At 62.4% G+C, this 17,966-nt stretch carries 20 protein-coding genes and 1 pseudogene; 11 read left to right on the forward strand and 10 right to left on the reverse strand.

What is annotated here, in order from left to right; genetic code table 11:
• Window positions 1-158 precede the first annotated feature (158 nt).
• The 4 genes and pseudogenes from QFZ53_RS07460 to QFZ53_RS07475 all read left to right on the forward strand — a co-directional run.
• Window positions 159-298 (forward strand): annotated as a pseudogene (locus tag QFZ53_RS07460) (NrdH-redoxin); the annotation flags it as partial.
• An 8-nt stretch (window positions 299-306) separates the two neighbouring features.
• The gene (locus QFZ53_RS07465) at window positions 307-567 is read left to right on the forward strand and encodes a hypothetical protein (RefSeq protein ID WP_307295075.1); all 261 of its coding nucleotides are present in this window, start codon (window positions 307-309) and stop codon (window positions 565-567) included.
• Window positions 564-1,139, forward strand: a complete 576-nt coding sequence (locus tag QFZ53_RS07470) for a thermonuclease family protein (RefSeq protein ID WP_307295077.1) — start codon at window positions 564-566, stop codon at window positions 1,137-1,139. Before QFZ53_RS07465 ends, QFZ53_RS07470 begins: the two co-directional genes overlap by 4 nt.
• The gene (locus tag QFZ53_RS07475) at window positions 1,117-1,389 is read left to right on the forward strand and encodes a hypothetical protein (RefSeq protein WP_307295079.1); all 273 of its coding nucleotides are present in this window, start codon (window positions 1,117-1,119) and stop codon (window positions 1,387-1,389) included. Before QFZ53_RS07470 ends, QFZ53_RS07475 begins: the two co-directional genes overlap by 23 nt.
• On the opposite strand, the gene QFZ53_RS07480 is transcribed toward QFZ53_RS07475, so the two are convergent.
• The gene (locus tag QFZ53_RS07480) at window positions 1,367-2,269 is read right to left on the reverse strand and encodes a hypothetical protein (protein WP_307295081.1); all 903 of its coding nucleotides are present in this window, start codon (window positions 2,267-2,269) and stop codon (window positions 1,367-1,369) included. The two genes, QFZ53_RS07475 and QFZ53_RS07480, sit on opposite strands and share 23 nt — an antisense overlap.
• Window positions 2,270-2,474: 205 nt before the next feature.
• Between QFZ53_RS07480 and QFZ53_RS07485 the strand changes: the two genes are divergently transcribed.
• Window positions 2,475-2,690 (forward strand): hypothetical protein, encoded by a 216-nt coding sequence (locus QFZ53_RS07485; RefSeq protein WP_307295083.1) that lies wholly within the window; start codon window positions 2,475-2,477, stop codon window positions 2,688-2,690.
• Window positions 2,691-2,886: 196 nt separating this feature from the next.
• Here the strand turns inward: QFZ53_RS07485 and QFZ53_RS07490 are convergent, their stop codons facing one another.
• From QFZ53_RS07490 to QFZ53_RS07500, 4 genes are all read right to left on the reverse strand, one after another.
• On the reverse strand, window positions 2,887-3,273 hold the full coding sequence (locus QFZ53_RS07490) for a hypothetical protein (protein ID WP_307295085.1): 387 nt from the start codon (window positions 3,271-3,273) through the stop codon (window positions 2,887-2,889).
• Window positions 3,274-3,607: 334 nt separating this feature from the next.
• Window positions 3,608-4,162 (reverse strand): TetR/AcrR family transcriptional regulator, encoded by a 555-nt coding sequence (locus tag QFZ53_RS19855; RefSeq protein WP_373426253.1) that lies wholly within the window; start codon window positions 4,160-4,162, stop codon window positions 3,608-3,610.
• 651 nt (window positions 4,163-4,813) lie between these two features.
• On the reverse strand, window positions 4,814-5,071 hold the full coding sequence (locus tag QFZ53_RS07495) for a hypothetical protein (protein ID WP_307295087.1): 258 nt from the start codon (window positions 5,069-5,071) through the stop codon (window positions 4,814-4,816).
• A 28-nt stretch (window positions 5,072-5,099) separates the two neighbouring features.
• A complete protein-coding gene (locus QFZ53_RS07500; protein ID WP_307295089.1) occupies window positions 5,100-6,005 on the reverse strand; it encodes a hypothetical protein in 906 nt (301 codons plus the stop codon).
• A gap of 835 nt (window positions 6,006-6,840) precedes the next feature.
• On the opposite strand from QFZ53_RS07500, the gene QFZ53_RS07505 reads away from it, so the two are divergent.
• Window positions 6,841-7,989, forward strand: a complete 1,149-nt coding sequence (locus tag QFZ53_RS07505) for a tyrosine-type recombinase/integrase (RefSeq protein ID WP_307295091.1) — start codon at window positions 6,841-6,843, stop codon at window positions 7,987-7,989.
• Window positions 7,990-7,995: 6 nt separating this feature from the next.
• Here QFZ53_RS07505 and QFZ53_RS07510 read toward each other — a convergent pair whose 3' ends face one another.
• A complete protein-coding gene (locus tag QFZ53_RS07510) occupies window positions 7,996-8,268 on the reverse strand; it encodes a helix-turn-helix transcriptional regulator (protein ID WP_307295092.1) in 273 nt (90 codons plus the stop codon).
• Window positions 8,269-8,382: 114 nt separating this feature from the next.
• On the opposite strand from QFZ53_RS07510, the gene QFZ53_RS07515 reads away from it, so the two are divergent.
• Window positions 8,383-9,282: a hypothetical protein gene (locus QFZ53_RS07515; protein WP_307295094.1), complete on the forward strand. Its 900-nt coding sequence runs from the start codon at window positions 8,383-8,385 to the stop codon at window positions 9,280-9,282.
• A 630-nt stretch (window positions 9,283-9,912) separates the two neighbouring features.
• On the opposite strand, the gene QFZ53_RS07520 is transcribed toward QFZ53_RS07515, so the two are convergent.
• The 3 genes from QFZ53_RS07520 to QFZ53_RS07530 form a co-directional block, all read right to left on the reverse strand.
• Window positions 9,913-10,752: a restriction endonuclease gene (locus tag QFZ53_RS07520; protein ID WP_307295095.1), complete on the reverse strand. Its 840-nt coding sequence runs from the start codon at window positions 10,750-10,752 to the stop codon at window positions 9,913-9,915.
• Between the two features lie 139 nt (window positions 10,753-10,891).
• A complete protein-coding gene (locus tag QFZ53_RS07525; RefSeq protein WP_307295097.1) occupies window positions 10,892-12,112 on the reverse strand; it encodes an ATP-binding protein in 1,221 nt (406 codons plus the stop codon).
• Window positions 12,113-12,316: 204 nt separating this feature from the next.
• Complete coding sequence (locus tag QFZ53_RS07530; RefSeq protein ID WP_307295098.1) at window positions 12,317-13,252, reverse strand: hypothetical protein; 936 nt, start codon at window positions 13,250-13,252, stop codon at window positions 12,317-12,319.
• A 101-nt stretch (window positions 13,253-13,353) separates the two neighbouring features.
• On the opposite strand from QFZ53_RS07530, the gene QFZ53_RS07535 reads away from it, so the two are divergent.
• Window positions 13,354-13,578, forward strand: coding sequence for a helix-turn-helix domain-containing protein (locus QFZ53_RS07535; RefSeq protein WP_307295100.1), 225 nt, complete (start codon window positions 13,354-13,356; stop codon window positions 13,576-13,578).
• 256 nt (window positions 13,579-13,834) lie between these two features.
• On the opposite strand, the gene QFZ53_RS07540 is transcribed toward QFZ53_RS07535, so the two are convergent.
• Window positions 13,835-14,524 (reverse strand): hypothetical protein, encoded by a 690-nt coding sequence (locus QFZ53_RS07540; RefSeq protein ID WP_307295102.1) that lies wholly within the window; start codon window positions 14,522-14,524, stop codon window positions 13,835-13,837.
• 204 nt (window positions 14,525-14,728) lie between these two features.
• On the opposite strand from QFZ53_RS07540, the gene QFZ53_RS07545 reads away from it, so the two are divergent.
• The 3 genes from QFZ53_RS07545 to QFZ53_RS07555 all read left to right on the forward strand — a co-directional run bounded on the left by QFZ53_RS07545 (window position 14,729) and on the right by QFZ53_RS07555 (window position 17,835).
• The gene (locus QFZ53_RS07545) at window positions 14,729-16,657 is read left to right on the forward strand and encodes a hypothetical protein (RefSeq protein WP_307295103.1); all 1,929 of its coding nucleotides are present in this window, start codon (window positions 14,729-14,731) and stop codon (window positions 16,655-16,657) included.
• A 254-nt stretch (window positions 16,658-16,911) separates the two neighbouring features.
• Window positions 16,912-17,208 (forward strand): DUF7882 family protein, encoded by a 297-nt coding sequence (locus QFZ53_RS07550; protein WP_292905670.1) that lies wholly within the window; start codon window positions 16,912-16,914, stop codon window positions 17,206-17,208.
• A gap of 84 nt (window positions 17,209-17,292) precedes the next feature.
• The gene (locus QFZ53_RS07555; RefSeq protein ID WP_307295105.1) at window positions 17,293-17,835 is read left to right on the forward strand and encodes a hypothetical protein; all 543 of its coding nucleotides are present in this window, start codon (window positions 17,293-17,295) and stop codon (window positions 17,833-17,835) included.
• The last annotated feature ends 131 nt before the right edge of the window (window positions 17,836-17,966 follow it).

Here is a 17,966-nt window from a genome sequence, read left to right on the forward strand (position 1 = left end):
CTCTAGATAGAAGGACGAGATCCTGGCGCTCTTCGAGTTGGCGTACTTCCAGGCTTTCATGAGCTGAGCGAGACCCTTAGTGCCATCCGAGGGCGATCGGTTCACGTCTGTGACGTAGGCAAGGTGCGCGTTCGGTGCGGTCTCCATCCATCCTCGCCTACGAGATCCGTGATCTCACCCAGGACCCGTCAGCGCTCGAGCAGGTCAAAGCCCTCGGCTACCTGCAGTCCCCCGTCGTCATCGCGGGGGTGGCTTCCGTCCCGACAAGATCGACGAGCTCGCCTCCCGCGTCGGCTGAGCACGATCATGAATACGACAACCACCACGGCGCCGGCACCGATCGTTGAGCGGCCGCACATCTCCTGGGTCACCTACGAATACATGCGGCAGCGGATCGCTGAGCTCGAAGCCACCACCGTGCAGCTGCAGGCCGACGTCAACCACTGGTCCATGAAGGCCACCTACACCGACCTCGAACGCCAGGTCATGCACCGCCGGCGCTCCCGCGGCGCCGACGAACTCACCGGCGAATGGCCTGCCGCCGACCAACAGGCCGCCGTCGCATGAACCGTCAGCAGGGGGGAGCGGCCGCCCTCCTCGCCGCCGTGGCCCTCGCAGGCTGCACGCCCATGGTCAACACCGCGACGGCCAAGCCGGTCAGGGAGACAGTCGAAGTCGTTGCGGTCGTCGACGGCCACACGATCGACGTCGCCACCGACGGCGGGACAGTGCGTGTGCGGCTGATCGGGATCGATACCCCGGAGATCGGGCGTGGGGGAGAGACCAGCGAATGCTACGCCGAAGAAGCACGCACGTTCCTTGATGACCTGGTCTACGGGCGGACGGTGGAGGTGCGATCTGACCCGACTCAAGCCGACGTCGACAAGTACGGGCGGTTACTGCGGCACGTGTTCATCGACGGGCACAGCGCAGCGGTCCTCGCCCTCGAGGCCGGCACCGGACACGAATACGTCAACCGCACCGCCCACACCGGCCAGGAAGAACACCAAGCGGGGCCCGTGGTGCGTCACACCACGGCCCCTTCGACGGTGTCAGCTCTCGGTTACTGGGGCGCGTCGGTAGCGGACAGCGACGATCCAGAGCGGGAGAGCGAGGATGATCGTCACGACGACGGCTGAGATCCAGGAGCCGGTGATTGTGACGGTGGGCGAGCTGCTCACTTCGCGGAGGCCATCGAACGTGGCAACGAGCGGGATGCCGATGCTCGTCCCATTCGTAAAGGCCGCGGCCGCAAGAAGCATGGTCGCGATCGCCACGATTCCGACCGCGGTAACAGCGGAGGCGATCATGACGAACACGCGATCGATCTTCAGTGGCTCTCGTTGCGACATGGCTTCGTCCTCCGTTACTTCACGCAGCGGGCGGTGAACCCGTTCTTCGTCGATAATTGTGGCCACTTGTTCTGAGCGCGGCAAGTGTTCCACCAGCTCACCACGAGCCACGTCGCCACACCGAGTGCAAGCGCCGCCACGGCAACCATGGCGAGAGCCGTGATGACGATCACGACCACCGGGAGGGGGTCGGCGACGATCGGGTACGTGACACCCGTGAGGTTCTGGTGCTCGACGATCTGCGTGAGGGTGTTGCCCTCCACGGTGTAGCGCGTTGGCACGCTCTTTCCTGCGGCGTCCTGAGCCCACGCCGGTTCGAACTCCACCTTCACCGTGTCCTGCTCATCCACGACGCGAGCGCCACCATCAGCAGTCGCCTCAAGCCGATTTCCCGCGGGCAAGGTCAGGTCGTAGGAGTAGTTCTCTGACGCGGTGTTGTTGTCGATGATCGACAGCAACTGGACACTGTTGGCGGTGGGGATCACGGCGTTGGCGCTCGCGCCGTTCGAGGGGTAGGCCGTGCTGCCGTCGGCGAGGGTCTCGCTCTGCCCGGCCTGGTCGGCGTTCGGCAGGCTGATGTCCATCGTGAAGCCGCCGGCAGACAGTGTGACCCCGCTACTCGCGTCTCCGGGAATCGTAATGTCGAGCGCCGCGGACTCTGCGGCGGTCCCATCCGGTGTGGAAATCGGAGAGGTCGGGACGGCGTCTTGCAGCAGGCCGCCCTGGACGTTCTGCAGGGCCTCGGCCACGTCCTGCGTGGTGATAAGCCCGTCGCCGGCCTGCGTATCGGCCTGGGCAGACGGGCCGGCGAACGCGATGCTGGCGGCGATCGTCACGACTGAAGTGACGATCGCGAGCACCGGGAGCCCGCTGAGTCGATGTGCTCGCAGAGCCGTGGACTGATTGTTGTGCGTCACATGTCCCCCTGGAAATGACCGGTGCTGGACGATCCGGCACTGTGGTTAGGCAAACCTATCTACGCGTCACCAGGCCTGTCTATCCTCCAAACGGTGGACAACACCGCAGCGTGCATATGCGCGAAGCGCACTCTGACGGCGTGTCAACTGCAGCCGAGGCATGTACACGAAGGCGCTCAACGACGGTGGTCCGTTTCCTATCTCCATGCGCCTTGCGATCGCAGATCCGCCCTACCTCGGGCGCGCGAACCGCTGGTACGGCTCCGGCCGAGGACACCGCGGCGGTGTCGGCCGAGCAGCTGCACACGAGGCTGCATCGGAATGGGACGACCCGGCAACTCACCGCGCCCTCGTTGAGCGTCTGGAGGCCGCGTACGACGGATGGGCGATTGCGGCGGCTGCCGACAGCGTGCACGTCTAGACGCCGTCGGCCCTGATCCGTCCGATTCGCGCTAGGAGTGAGGACCGCGGCGCGGTCCGACCTATGCGAACCGGTCAGACCGACCCAATCGAAGCTAGGACCATAAGTGCCTGACAGTAGGAGGATCGCAACTGCCAGCGTTGCGGAGGACACACCATGTTCGGTCTTCCGGTTTGCGTGGGTATTGCTGTGGATCTCACGCCGATACATCGAAGACCAGCTCGACGATGACCTGGAGAACGCTAGCTTCTTCCTCTTTCCTTTTGTCTCCGCTCTCGAGGCCCCATGTTGCACTCAGGAGCATCAGGACATCCTCCGCGGATAGCTTCTCGGAGAGATGGTTTCGCCTACTGGCAAGCTCGAGGATCCCCCTCGTGATCCCGACGAGAGCGAGGTAAGTCTCATTAGCCGCTGTTCTCGCGGAAGGCGCCTCGCAGATCGCGCCCAGTCTGGGGTGCCTGCTCATCAGCACCGCAAGTTCTTGGCCCCAGGCTCGAAAGGTGTTGGCCGGGTCGCGAGTCAACATTCGGCTGATGGCATCGCCGATCTCTTCAACGTCCTCTCGATAGACGTCAAGAACCATATCTTCAGGCACTGGAAAGTGTCGATAGACGCAGGATGCGCCTACTCCGGCGACCCGGGCTATCGAGAGGACAGAGGCGTAAGGGTCTCGCGCGAACTCAGTTCGCGCGGCCTGCCGAATCTTGCCGTAGTTCCGCAGGGCGTTGCCCTGGAGCGGAGCAATCGCACTCATCGTCTCTCCCTGTAGGCGACCATGCACCAAACAGGCGGACGTCTCACTCCTTGGCAACAGGACTCGTCAGTTATGCCCATGCCTCGACCCGCTCCCTTTCGATTCGCCGTTTCATGTGTTCCCAATCACTGAGGGGACTGATGGTGACACCTTGACATGGCACTTAGTCACTGACCAGTCCAAGGAGCGTTTCGAGGAGACGGTTAGCTTGAGCTGTTCCTCCCATGGCATCTCTTGCGTTCCAAGCTCTACTCAACAGCAGAAGGAAGACACCGCCCTGAACGGCCGGACGGTGATTCCCGTTGTGCCTGTTAAGTAGCATGTCAATTGTCAACATGATCTCGTCGCACATGGGGCCGGTGCGCCCGCCTCTTGTGTCCGCGACAATCACGTCTCCCAGGCCGGGGACCCTCCGCACAAGATCACCGATCTCCAGTACCCAATTTCGAAGTGCGTCGGAGCGTCCGGAACGCATGAGGGCGCGTTCCGCATGTGCGCGGAGCTGCGCGATGTCGTCTCGATAGACATGACGCAACAGATCCGTCCGGCTGGGAAAGTGTCTATATAGAGTTCCTGCTCCCACCCCAGCCTTTTGCGCGATGACGTTGTACGATACGTGAGGATCGTCTGATATCGCTTTCCGTGCGATAAGGGCGATGTGCTCACGGTTGTGACGCGCGTCACTACGTACTAGACGACGCCTCATTTGCTCACTCATCTCTTCCTGTCCCCCTGCGTAGATGGCGGCGGAGACACTCTTCAGAGCGTCATGAGAAGGCTACTCTCGGAAGCTCGCCCGGTGACTAACCGATCCTCGCCCTTCGGATGTTCTTGTCGCACTGCATGCGGCGCCGTCCAGGCGTGAGTTCCCATCACACTCGCCTTCAGAAGGCTCTTCCTGACCATCGCATCTGGTCCTGATGTAGTCGTTGGTTCCGCCGCATTAGAGGTCAGCGTCACTTCTCGAACGTCGGGTCCAACCTGACGTGGCGCACTGCAGAGAGGCCCGATGTGGGGGATCCGACGTCGGTCGTGAGAGTTCGAGCGAGGTGACCCGAGCGCACGGGTGTGCCGCGCCGCGATCACGCGGCGAGCGGTCATCCGTCCGGTTGCCGTTAGGGGCCAAAGTGCACAGTCACAGCAACGTGAAGGCCCGATGGCTGGCGGTGAACAAGACGGAACTCTCGCCCGCGCAGCCTGCGCGCGTCATCGACAGATAGGCACCGAATGCGCTGCGCAGCCGTCGGGCCAGACACAAGAACCTCCGCCCTCAACCCGATCGAGCGCGCAATGCCCCAACTTCCGCGACCCACTAGGGGGCGCGGCGCCACCACGGCGACCATGCGGATGGATCCCTTGGAGAGCGGCGTTAGCGCACGCCGGTCACACGCTTCTCGCATTCGGCCGTGCCGTTGGTGCGCTGTGCAACTACGAACAGCGCCACTCCGGCAACCAGGATGATCCCGGTCATGGTCCCCATCACTCCCACGCTGGCGATCGCCTCCGGGAGCGGCGCCCGTACTAACAGCGTTGCGAGATACACCGGTACGGTGAGCAGCAGGCTCGTCCCGGATATTCTCATGAGGTAGCTACCCAACTCGGCGAGCTCGTTGCGCTTCTTTGTCATGCCCTCCACATGCGCGGCGGGGAGGAGCTCAGGACAGGTGGCGGTTCTTCCCGCATTTCCTGAGTCGGGCTGCCGCTTCGGACAGGATGAACCCCGCGAGGACACTGAACACGAGTGAGGCGCCGTTCGTGCGTTGCTGCTCCGCCTGCAGGGCGATGGTGTCCTGGAAGACCCACGAGTATGCCGTTCCTGAGTATTTGTCGCGACACGATGTTTCCGTGGCGCACCAGGAGATCGCTGTTGCGGACACAGACAGGTCGCCAGTGTCCCCTGACAGCAGGCTCCAGCTGATAGGAAAGGCGAACGACGTCTCATACCGAGACGCATACGAATCGATCGTTGTAGCCTTCATGCCCGGTATGCGCCATCGCTGGAGCGAACCTTCCTCGAGTGGGGGATCGATGCGGGCGAGGTTCTGACTCGCCCACTCCGCCCAGGCGTTGTTCGACTGGCCGGGCTCAAGTCTCGCCCCTTGTCTCGTTTCCATGCACTCCACGCCAACAAGTCGTTGCGTGCCCGTACTGCCCTGTATGTACTCAGATGGACTGACCGTGCGATGTAGCTCAACACCGTCCCACGACAGAACCTTGGTCAAGTCACCGTCGTCCGGTGCAGAAGGCGCGTTGAGTCCCGCCCGCAGCGCAGCCGTCATCTCCTCCCCGTCTGCGAGCGTCGAGCCGCGCGACCACTCCGTAGACGAGTACGCCGAGCCTCCATCCTCGGCGGTCGCAGTCACCATGGGTGCACACACCCAGTTCAGCATCTCGGCGGGAGCCGCAACGATCACCCGCGAGGCTTCAATCGTGCGTCCGAAGGACCATGATGGTCCGTTGACATCGAACTGCACCTGAAAAGAGTTCGCGCCCTGCCAATGCGTGTTCCGGGTCACCAGCAACGGTGGATGGTCGACGCCGGGAGCGGTCTCTACGCGCACGTTGAACGAACCTAAGTCCGCTGCGGGGGCAGTGTCAACCTCATCCGCGAAGACCCCGAAAGCGCGTCCGCCCAGCGTTGAAGAGCACCGCCAACGTGACCGCTATCACGGCGGATGGTAACCAACGCCGCGCGCGCCCCATCCACCGGCGGCTCATTGGATCAGCACCAGACGGTGATTCTTCCGCGACCTCACGGCCCGAAAGCGACTCCTGAGCTTCGTCGAGCTCGCGCTCAAGCTCGCGAGCCCGCGACGAAACAACGAGCAGCTGCTCCCGCAAGCCCCGAGACTCACGGCCACTCAACCTGTCAAGCAGCGCGCGCAGCCGGCTCACCAGCCGACCCCTAAACCGCTCGAGCCTACGGGGACTTGCCGCAGGGGTGGTGGGGCAAGAACCCCGAACCCCTGGAGACCTAGCAGATGAACGGCATGGAAGACAAGACGCGACCCCCCGAACAGCCGACACCTTATGTAAGAACCAGAACCCAACGACATTCCAGCGCCCATTTCCGCCCCCTCCTCAACTTCCGCGTAATTCCGCGGCAAAACGGGGCACCTGACCCCATTCTCAAAAGTTGCAGAATACTAGTTAACTTCGTTCTGAAGGCCCCCAAACGACCGATTTCAGAATCTTGCCCGCATTACGCAGTGTTACTACGCATAGCTACGCGATGGATACGCTCTCACCTACTCTTGGTACGCCCTCGAGTGCCAGGTGAGGGCCTTCAACGAGCGCTGAGCGTGCCCCCGCTCAACAAGGATGTGATGGGTCGTGCCTAGGCCGAGGAAGGAGCCCGGCGAGCTCGGAAAGGTCAGCTACTACCCGCGGAGAGACATGATCGAAGCGCGCGGCATGGTGCGCAACGGCGCCGGGAAGGCGTTCCGGCTCTCCGCCACAGGAAAGACCCAGAAGCAGGCGTTGGATCGCCTCATGAACAAGGCCGACGCTGTCTGGGAAGGGATGTTCGTCAACATCAGCCCGGACAGCACCGTCGCAGAAGTCGTCGAGCTGTGGCTGGCCGACGTCGAAGAGAGGGGCGACATTCAACAGAGCACCAAGGAGAGCTACGCGCAGGTGGGGCGCGGGAAGATCACCGAGTACATCGGAGCCGTACCCATCAGACGCGTCGATGCGGGGCTCTGTCATGCCCTGCTCAAGAAGATGAGGCGCAACCACACGATCAGCTACGCCCGTAACGTTCGACGGGTGATGTCCGTGCTCCTCAAATTCGCTGTCGTCCACCGGGCGCTCGAGCGCAACCCGCTCCCTGACACGCCGCGCATGCATGACCCGGAGCCGCATTACATCGAGTGGGATTTCGAACAGGTGGATATGATGCTCCGTCTGCTGAAGCAATGGACTGGCGTGAACCCGGAACGTCGTGGCGGGGGAGTGCCCGACGTGGACCTCGTCATAGATCTGATCCTCATCATGCTGGGCACGTCCCTGCGTCCGGCCGAAGCTCTAGGCATCCGACGTCAGGACGTTACTTTTCTCGGCGATCGGGCTCTCCTGAACTTGCAGGGGACAGTGTCGACAACGAAGAAGCACGGCACCATCTGGAAGAGCACGCCGAAGCGGAAGAGTCAGCAGCGGGCGATCACCGTGCCGGCCTTCGCGGCAGAGGTCCTTCGACGGCGCATGGCCAACTATCGCCACAACGAGCATGCGCTGCTATTCCCGACCCGGACCGGGAAACCGCGGGGGACTCACAACGTCAACCGGATGTTGCGGAGCTTCCGAGCCGCGCATGCGGAGATCCTGCTCGGGATCGGGGTCGAGCCGTCCGATGTGACGTGTCGTGCGTTCCGGAAGATGGCGGCGATGACGATCGCTGACCATGCCGGCATGGACCTTGCCGCGAGCCTTCTCGGGCACGCCGACAGCAAGACAACTCGTGATCACTACGCGAAACCGAACAGGGTCGTGCCGTCGCAGACCGCAGACATCCTTGAGAGGCAGTTCCCGTTCACATCGTTCTGAGAGCCGTCAGGTGACGGAACGAGAGGCCAGATACTCCCGGATGCTGTCCTCTGTGTAGCGGACGTGCCGGCCAATCTTCACAGAACGCGGTCCACCACCGCGTGAGTTCCAGCCTTCCACCGTACGGACGGACACGCCGAAGTACTCCGCCAGCTGCGGGATTGTGAAGAGCCTCGGGAGACCAGGCAGGTCTATTGGGAGCTGGCCCTGACGATTGTCGTCGTTCATGTGTTCCCCAAGAGGCGTGTTCAGGTGGTCATGCGTGCGAATGCGTACCATATTCGCTGAAACAGCATGCAACCTTCAACTAGTGATGAGTAGCGTCTGTGCGCACTATGGACGAAGAGCGCGGCCCTCGCGCGCGGCGAAAGGCCCGACAGGAAGGATCTATCGATGAGTGTGAAACACGATCTTCGGCGACGCGAGACAGTCGACCAGTACACGTTGTCGACGCCCTTCGAACTCTTCGCGCGTGTTGACCGAGGGGGTCTAGAGCGCGTCTTGAAGATCCCTCCAAGATCGCCTGATCAGAGGAAGATACGCGTCCGAATCGGTTTCTACTACATCGCCACCATGTCGCGAACGCTCGGAACCTGTGCCGGTGTCATCGCAGGATTCGCGGCTCTTCTCACGATCGTCGTGTTCTTAGAGGCAATGGACGGCCGGTCCCTGGCCTCAGCGGCGTCTGCAAGTCTCGTTCCCGCGAACTGGTTCTTCTGGTTGACTACCGGATGGCTTTACTTGTACTGGCTTGTCGGAATGCTCGCCCCCAGCACGACAATCGCACGTCGCATCCGTCAACTCGAACGGCAGTGCTCGCCAACGGTCGGGCGGAGCTTCTCGCGCGTTGACGCGATACTGACACTTCAAGGATCAGGCGCGCTCGCCCGAAGCCTGGTCTTCGTCCTGTCCCGTCGCCGATACTTCGCGGCCGATCTGAGGCCGGACGTCGCAGAGAACATTGTCCACCTCGTATACCGCATCATGCTCAACGTGCCACCGAAAGGGTTAGACAGCTTTCGCGGGAAACGAATAGGAGACCTGCAGCGCTACCTGGAGTTCCTGCGCGTGATGCTCGGGTTGGTCATCGTCGGCAGGCTCGACCAGCTCGAGCGTCTCGCGGCAGCGGTGCCATCGGGCGTTCTTGTGGACATCGACGAGCCGATGAGCGCAGAGATGCGCGCATACTTGCAGCCCTCGTACGGGCGTTCATTGTGGTCGGCAATCATCGGGACGGGATTCCCGGCACTCGCGATCGTTATCTCCATCGTCACGATCCTGATCCCCGGTTAGAAGCGAGGCCCGCAAGGCGCCGATCAGTAGCGATCCAACCTGTACTTTCGGTGGGTCACCTGCCCCCGTCACTGGCTGGAAGGCCCAGCACAGCTCGCTCGGGCGGTAGGGCGGAGCGCGAGGGCTCATTTTCCATCGCACCTCGATCGCCTCACCGCCTGCGGTCGCCCAGCGGTGCTGGTGGCTGGGAGGTAGCGGTCCCCGCTTTGTGGATCGCGGGTGGATGAATTCTCGGAGTATCGCTTGGGCTATCGCGATATGGGGATCCGGATCTATCCCCTGTGCGATGGCCGCGATGAGCCGTCAACCGCGCGAGAGGCGGAGTCAGCGGCTCACGCACTGGTCAACACTGCTCTCTCACGGCTTAGGCGGAGGAGCGGTGCCGGCGTGCTGCCAGGAAGGTGAATCTGATCGAATACCTGTCGATCGGATCGCCAGTATTGAGGCGCACGGCATGGAGGAGTGTTTCGATGCCGTGCGCGTCACTCGAAATTCAGCAACTGGAGCGCTCATCCGCTTCGGCGAGGCGAATACCGCTCGGCAGTTACTGAGACGGTTCCGCATGTTGCGGACGGTGGGAGGGGCTGGAGGTGGGAACCGGATTCCCCTTCGCAGTTACGTCCGTCATCGCTAGTCCAAGACGACGTACTCTGCGTGGATATCTGCCGCGGCAAGGGAATCGTATTCGAAGACCGGTCCGTCATCGGTCTGCAGGTTTCGGAAGAGCCCGAACCGGTGCGGGATGCTCGCCGGCGCGGAAGTTAGGAGGCGCAATGTTGGTTGGGAGATCCCCCGGACTGCATAGTCTTCTGCGCCGATTCGTCGTCGGAACTGTTCTGCAGCGGGCTTGGAGAGGAAGAGCGGAAACAGCATCGGAGGCGTCCTGACGCGAGGCCATCGGCGCCTGCTCGAGTCCGGATCCGGGACCAGAAGCCAGTTTCCTGTGACCTTGTCGTCCGTGGTTTCCGCGAGTCCCCAGAACGGAGCTCCATGTGTTTGTGCGCCGGGTAAAGCGACCGCGGCAATTCGGTTTGCGAGTAGCTGTCCGAAATGGGGGATCTGCGTTCCGTCAAAGTGCTCGATCCCGTGGTCGTCTAGGTACTTCAACGCCCCCGCCTGGAATCCTCGACGGGAGATGAAGACGCCGATCGTATGGGAAAGGCCTTTGACCTTCCCCACGAAAGCAATCACGTCATCCCTCCCGATGGGGCGGCGGGTGTCTTTGCATTCGATTGCGACCCGATGGCGGACTCCGGCAACGCTGAACTCGTAGAGGACGTCAATCTCGAAGGAGGATCCGTGTGTGTCCTCGACTTTGACCCTACGTTGGACGGTCACTTCCTCAGCCTGCTGAGCGAGGAGGGAATCGTACATGTACCTGATGTAGCTTTCGAAAAACTCGCCTCTCAACGGTTCCCGCCCTTCCTCTTTCAATTTCCACTTCCGGAAGTTCTCCTCCATCGCATCCATCGACCATCCATCGCCCAAATATCCGTGGGGTGCGGTCTTGCTGCGGTCAGCGGCAGGACCGAAGGCTGATGGACTCATCGAGCGTGCGCCTTCGGGATCGGCGAGTTCCAAGGCTGTAGTTGCTCCGAGCAGTGGCTAGTCATTTCTTCTTCGCCCTTCGAGCTCGGATGGGCGGTACTACTAGTTCAGGGACTGCGCGCAGCATATATCGATCAAAGTGCGGCACGGTGAAGGCAGCGAACCCGTAGTTCGGCGTATATAGGAGCCCCTTCTCGATGAGAGTCGAGCGGGCAGGGCCGCACTGCTCAGAAGTGCGGCCGAGCAGAGCAGCTACTTGGGCAGCGGGTTGAGGATCAGGACCGAGCTGCGCCATCGCCCGTAGGTAAGCCTGCTCGAGCTCGGTGGTTCGATCGAGCCTCACTCGGAAGAAGCTGCTATCAAGTTTCTCGATGAAGATGCCTTCAGCGTTGTCGACGTCTGCTTGGGTGACGCCTTGGATCTCTGCAAGTGGCCAGATGGCGTAGCCGAGCTCTTGAATGAAGAACGGGTATCCGCCGGTTAGGTCGTAGGCGGCGTTCACTGCAGCCTCTTCGTACTTCAGCGATTGTTCTTCCGCAGGTTCGGTCAGTGCGGCGGCAGCGTCTGCCTCAGAGAGGCGGTCGATTGCGGGGAAGGTGAAGAGCCGCTCAGAGTACGACTTCGCTTCGCCGGTAAGCTCAGCGATCTGGGGAAGGCCCGCTGCCACCATCGTGATGGGAAGAGCGCGCTGCACCGTCTTGTGCAGGGCCATGACGAGCGCCTCGAGCTGTGGGCGGCTGAGGAACTGCACTTCATCGAGCAGGAGAAGCACACCCTTCCGCTTCTCCTGTGCTGCCTCCCCAACGGCAACGAACAGATCGGTGAGGTCGATGTCAAGCGCCCCAGAATCCCCGCGCCCTTCGACGGGGTCTACATCGAAGCCTGCGGTGATCGCTCCGGTCGGATCGAACGACACGGAAAATGACTTCAGTACACCGGCGGCATTGCGCGCCCGGTCTCCCCAACGTGCCTTCGGTGAGAGGGAAAGCAAAGCTCGACGCATCTGATGCGTGAGCTGCTTCCTGAAGTCAAGGTCGGAATGCTTGCTGACCTCGATCTCGACGACCGCCCATTCCCGAGACTCCGCCTTCTTCCGGAACTCACTGAGCAATGACGTCTTCCCGACGCCGCGAAGTCCGGTGATGATCATCGACTGTTCTGTGCGTCCGCGCTCCAAGCGAGCAAGCAACAGTTCAAACTTCGCCAATTGATCATCGCGACCCAGAAGCACCGGTGGCGTAGCGCCGGCGTTCGGGGTGTAGGGGTTCTCAAGCGGGTCCATAGTCTGACTAACTATAGTTAGTCAGATTCTAAAAAACTACTCATAACTGTTTTAATCATGTCGTGATGCTAGACCACAAGCGCATTGGCCAGCGAACGTGCAGGCGGAGAGCAGGTCTTAGAGCGAACCGATGCGATCGTTGTCCTTGCTGACGCTGACGCTGGCAACGACGCCCCGCCTTCTCTGGGCATGTGGATTGACTCGTCATTGGGTGGTCATGTTCCGGAGAACTTCGCGGAGCCCGAGGAGGGGCTCGCTGTCCGGGTCCCGCACGGCGATGACGGGCAGCGCCGGTAGTTGATCGGCACGAGGGAAGCCGGTGTAGGCGATTGCGGTGAAGTCAGTGATATCGCGCCCGGGATGCGGCGTGCTCGTCCACGGCCGGGGTTGCCAGTCGAGGTCCTCGAGCGGGTCAAAGTCAAAGCGGGCGCGCCTGTCTGCGGACGCCTTGTTGCGAGCTTGTGTGTTCCTTTCTGTCCAGTCTGCGGCTGCGGCCTCGCCTCGTGCGCGTTCATCCTTCCATTCCGGGTGATGTGCGGACAGGGCGAGGCCCCAGACGAATGTTGCCGCGCTGGCGCCGAGGGCAGCAAGGGGCCATTCCGCGCCGAAGATCGAGTGCCCGCCCATGAAGAGGGCGCTGACGCCCATGATGGCGAAGAGGACGATGGAGCCGGCGGCAAACAGTACACAAAGTGCGTACAGGTTGGCGTTCGCGTGGCTGACGGGCTGTGGCCTGCCGTCAACATAGATCCCGCTCGAGAACTGCTCGCGTTCCCCGGCCGTGATCGCATCGATCGCGGTCTTGCGTTCGCGCTGCCAGGCGGCGTCGAACGCTGCAGTGTTCGCGTCGTACTGTGCGATAAGTGCGTGTGCGCTCCGTGACCAGCGGTCGAAAGCTTGACCGTCGGGGCTCTGCCGCCACAGGGCGAACGCCGCGCGTCGCTGCTCATCGAGTGCCTGCGCCTGCAGGAACTGCGTCTGCCGTTGCGCTGCCGCCGCTGCTTCCGCGGCATCAGCGGCCCGCTGGGACTGGTAGGCGGACTCGGCCTGCCAGACAGCCGAGCGAGCCGCCTCGACGGCCGTGGCCTCTGCCGCTTCCCGCGTCTTACGGATGTTCCGCTGGTGTTCGGTCTCTGGCATCCATGCCCCCCGCCATCAACAAATTGCACTTGCTGGTTATCGCTAGCATATGACGCTCTTGGCTGGTGGACTGAGAATCGGTCAGCCGGAAACGTTGAAGGGTGCCCGCTTCCGACGAAATCCTCCGCCGCCTTGCCGTGCACATCCATCGCATTCGGCTCGAGCGCGGGGTCTCTCAGGAGAACCTCGCCCATGAACTAGACATGCATCGCGCGTACCTGGGATCGATCGAACGCGCCGAGCAGAACGTCACCTTGAAGACGCTCTCACAACTCGCAGAGAGACTCGGAGTCGATCCCGCCGACCTCATTCGACCGATCGGCTAGTCGAGATTCTCCTCGCGTCGGGCGCGTAGCTCCATGTTTCCCTCTAGTCGGAGAAGGCATCAAGTTCGGCTCGGACCGTTTTGGGGACGCGGCGTCGCGCTGCCGGGCCTAGTTCGGGAACGGAGGACGTTCGCCCTCGCTCAACCTCGCATCCCTCTGCATGCATCGCAGCGGACACGATACAGAGGCCCGGCCGGTCCTCGTCCTTGAAGATGCCGAGCGGGTGCAGCCACTGATCTGTGGTCTCGAACATTCGCTACCCTGTTCGCTGCGCTTCGTCCTCTCGAACCCACACGTCGACGACCAGGCCGTAGATCGGAACGTCAGTGCGAAGGCGCCAGGAAACGGGACGGCACTCTATGAGTCGTTCGAGCGCCTCTGCCGTCAGCATGTCGGGCTGATCGAACCGCGACGAGTCTGGATCCTGCGCATCACGGTCGATCTCGAGGCGTTCGTAGTTGCCTGGATGGCGACGGCGCGGTCCAGTGAGCAGCCGACGGTGCAGCCAGCCCTCATAGTCGAGGAGGACACGTTTTGCCTGAGCGACGGTGTCGTACATCAGCTTTCCCCACCCGCCTTCGCGAGCACGGCTAATATGCTCATCTGACTCAACCCGCCGGTGAGTGGCGTCGAGATCGATAGCGGCACGCCACAGGGATCGCGTCTGAAACTCATCGCCGCGAGATGCGACAAGCGCCTGTCGGTGCACCTCCTTCAGGGCCGCCGACAGCCGGGCCGTTCTCAGATACGCAAGCTCCCCTGAGCGGTACGGGCGCTTGTCGTACCGCTCCACCTCCTTGAGCGCGTCGCGTAGGTACGTCGTGTAGATCATCGATCGGATGGCCCGTCGGTCAGCAAGGCGGCGCTGGATGTAGCCACCGAAGAACGCCACCGCGCCACCGAGAAGGGCGCCGAAGGCGGCAGAAACAATGGCGTCAACCGTCATGCGCTTGACGATACCGAGCCCCCACGACATTAATCGGACACGGACAGGCCGCTGATCTACAGGGCGACCGCCTCGCCGTGCTTTCCGTCGATCGATATCGGGGGTGCCGACCGCTGAGATGTACGTCGGGGGAGGAGTCGCGATCGCCGTGAAGGGCTGACGCGGCCGACCGAAGATGTCGGCGGCGCCTACTATCGTGTGCACATGACCGGCAGGTTCGAGTTAACACTGGCTTTCCAGAAGACGACGTGCGACCGATGCGGCGGAGACCGACTCTACAGCGAGCAGTGCACGGCATGCGGTCGCAAGCCCCACTTCGCTGAGACGCAACCTCAGGTGCAACGTCGTCACCGCACCGTTCAGCTGTTCCGTGAACAACGCGACACGGTCGAGGCCTCATGGGAGGACGCCGAGCAACTGCTCCGGGATGCGGGAACGATGATCGACACGCTGGCTGTCGCTCTCGAAGGAGTGGCGAATGGCGGGGAAGATCCTGCCCCACTTATCGAGGCCTTCTATGACCTCGACAAAACCGTCGCTGCCTGGTCACAGCCTCATCCGAGACCGCGCCGAAACCGGGCGCGAACCATCGGCCGCGCCCTCGAACGTCTACGTGATGCGAGCGAGACGTTCACGGAAGCGCTGACTGCACCGACTGCGCACCTTGCGCAAGAACTCGCGCGTCGCGGGCAGGAAGCCTTCGCCGCTGCCTCTGAGCACTTGGGGCGGTTGTCGGAGTACAACAAGTACACGGCGTTCGATGCCAACGACGCCGGTAGCCTCATCACGAAGATCATGGAGTCGACTCGGGACGAGTTGCACGATCCGACTTTGACCGAACTCGACGCGGCGCTGCGGCAGCGACATCGGCTCAGCACGACGGCCTCATCCGGCGCCGGCATAGAACTCGACCTCTACCGTCCGGCAATCGTGCTCGCGCTGGACGAAGAACGAGTTGACCTCGTCGTGCCCTCCGTTGAGCGGGCGTTCACGAGCGAACTCATGATCGGCATGGTTGCGAATGCTGAATGGGCGGAAGAACATGGGCGGGTCACCGCGCTACTCTCCATGGCACTCACGACCGCGTTCGTCGATCTCGAGGAGCGCTCCGATCTGCAGACCGCGGACAGACTTCTCGACGTCGTACTCAAATTGAAGGAAGGGCATGTCCGGCATCTTCTGGCAACGATGTTGCACCTGCGGGGCGGCAGCTACGCGGCGCTCCGGAAGAAGCCCACGGGCGCGATCTTCAAGGAGGCAGAATCACGATTCCCCGAACTCCAGTTGGGGGGACTGAACAGAGTGCTACGCAACGCCGCAGGTCACTCGGACTTCAACGTTGACGACTCCGGAGTGACCGTTCGAGATAACGGCGTGCTCGTCACTCTCCCTGTTTCGGAGTTCCTCAATGATGTCCTGGTGTACTTCGAACTATCAATCATGCTCCAGGTGGGAATCGTCCGAGCATGCGCTGAGCTGGACATCGGCCTGCCGGCATCTCGCCACACCTCTAACTCCGACCGTCGTACTGCGATCATCGCCATCGCATCCGCGATCGGATGGAAAGAGGTCCAGGTCACCGAGCTACTGCCGGTGTGCAGGATGTCCGCTCGGGCGACGACCACTCAGTTCATACATGCCGGCTACGCTCTCGCCCGGGTGTTGCCTGACGACACGGAGTCACTCCACGTAGTGCTGCACGACGAAGACGGCGTCCACCAGGGCGTCGTCGATATCCTCGGGATGAAAGGCGCTGATCTGTCAGGTAATGTGCTCACCGTCGAAGGAGCGCTGCAGATGGCGCGCGTTGCTGCGTCGCACCGAGTCGATGGAGCATCCGCGATGTCTCCGCAAGAGTGGGCCGCACTCGCGCACGCGATCGCACTGGATTCGTCAACCTCGGTCATCGGACGGCTACGTGGTCTGCGCGCGCTACGCGAGACAGCAGCAGAGTTCGCGATGCTGGGACTTGAGGCGGTTGTCGGCAGCCTTGCGACGCGCCTACGCGGAGAAGTGGGGACACCGCGCATGGTGCCGTCGGCTCCGTCAGGCACAGCCTTCGCCCGAGAGGCGAATCAACGTCCGCTAGGAGCTGGCCACTTTGGTGGCCACTTTGGTCGTGTGGGCCACTGAAATGGCCAGCATGGGTCGGTAGATTCCCGTAGCGTTTGGCCGGAGAGGCCAGTAATATCAAGGGAGCAGCGGGTGCGGAGGTAGTCGAACCCCTGTCGTGAGGTCGCGGGTTCAAGCCCCGCTCCTGCTACAGATTCAAACCCCCGGTGCAGCCGGGGGTTTTGTCGTATCAGGAGGCCGCGGAGCGCGGCACGCGAACCCGCGGCACCCGTTCTCCCCTCCTGCACGGTCGTGCTCAAGGTAGTGTGCACATCATGGGGACTCTCGAGTACAACAGCGCCCGCCCGGTGATCGACGTCGATGATGTGACGCTCGCGCATCTGAAGATCGTGATCGGGACCAAGCTTCGCCGTCACGAGAGTTTCATGATGTCGTGGTTGCCTGACGAGAAAGAGCATCCGGGGCGCCTCACGATCTGGATGCATCCGAGCATCCCGCTGGCGCTCGCCTTCGACGACGTGGCGATGCCCGCCGTCGACATGAAACGGATCGAACGAATGATGAAGCAGCTGAACGCCAGCGGCGAACTCGTCCTCGATCAGCTCGCCTAGTTCGTTTCCTCGAGCCACGGCCATGTCCTTGCGGGGCGCCGTCGATCCGTCGAGCCGCCCCTTCCGACCCCGAGAGAGAAGATCGTGACGCAGAAAGCGCAAGAGCGCGTCGCCGCGCTGGCCGAGCTGAGGAACCGCCTCGAACCCGTGCTGGGAAAGTCGGTGTCCAGCCGTGTGAAGGCATTCCGCAACGGCGATCTGTATGTGGACTCGACCGTCGGCGCCGCGCTGTGGTCGTGGTTCGTCGACAGTCTGCTCGTCAACGGAGTCGCGGTCGGTCTGGGCGTGACGTATTTCGTGTCGTCGTCCGCCGTCGACAGGGGGACGGTCGCAGTCGTGATCGCGGCCGTGCTGATGATCGTGCTGCCTCTTCTGTACGGCTGGTGCTACGCCGACGGGCGGGCGCTCGGCGCACGCCTCGCGGGCACGCGCTCGGTTCGAGTGGCTGACGGTGGACGGATCGGTGTCGGGAAGGCACGCTGGGCGATGCTGATCCGCACCCTGTTGCTGCCGTTCATCTTCTGGGTCGCCCTGGGTGAGGTCACGGACATCGGAGAGGTGCGCGTCAGCATCGACGAGTCGGCGACCCGCCGGCTGCGCGAGATGGGCATCACGACGCTCGGATGAGTCGCCGCGTCGCGCGCGTGGGCGTAGCTCCAGGAGCTTGCTGGCAGGAGAAAACGCCCGCCGACAATGCTTCTCCGAGAAGTTTGTGACGTTTCTCCGCTCCCATCCGTCTTAGTGGTGTCGCACGATCG

Source organism: Microbacterium natoriense (genome assembly GCF_030816295.1).
Classification (GTDB): Bacteria; Actinomycetota; Actinomycetes; order Actinomycetales; family Microbacteriaceae; genus Microbacterium; species Microbacterium natoriense_A.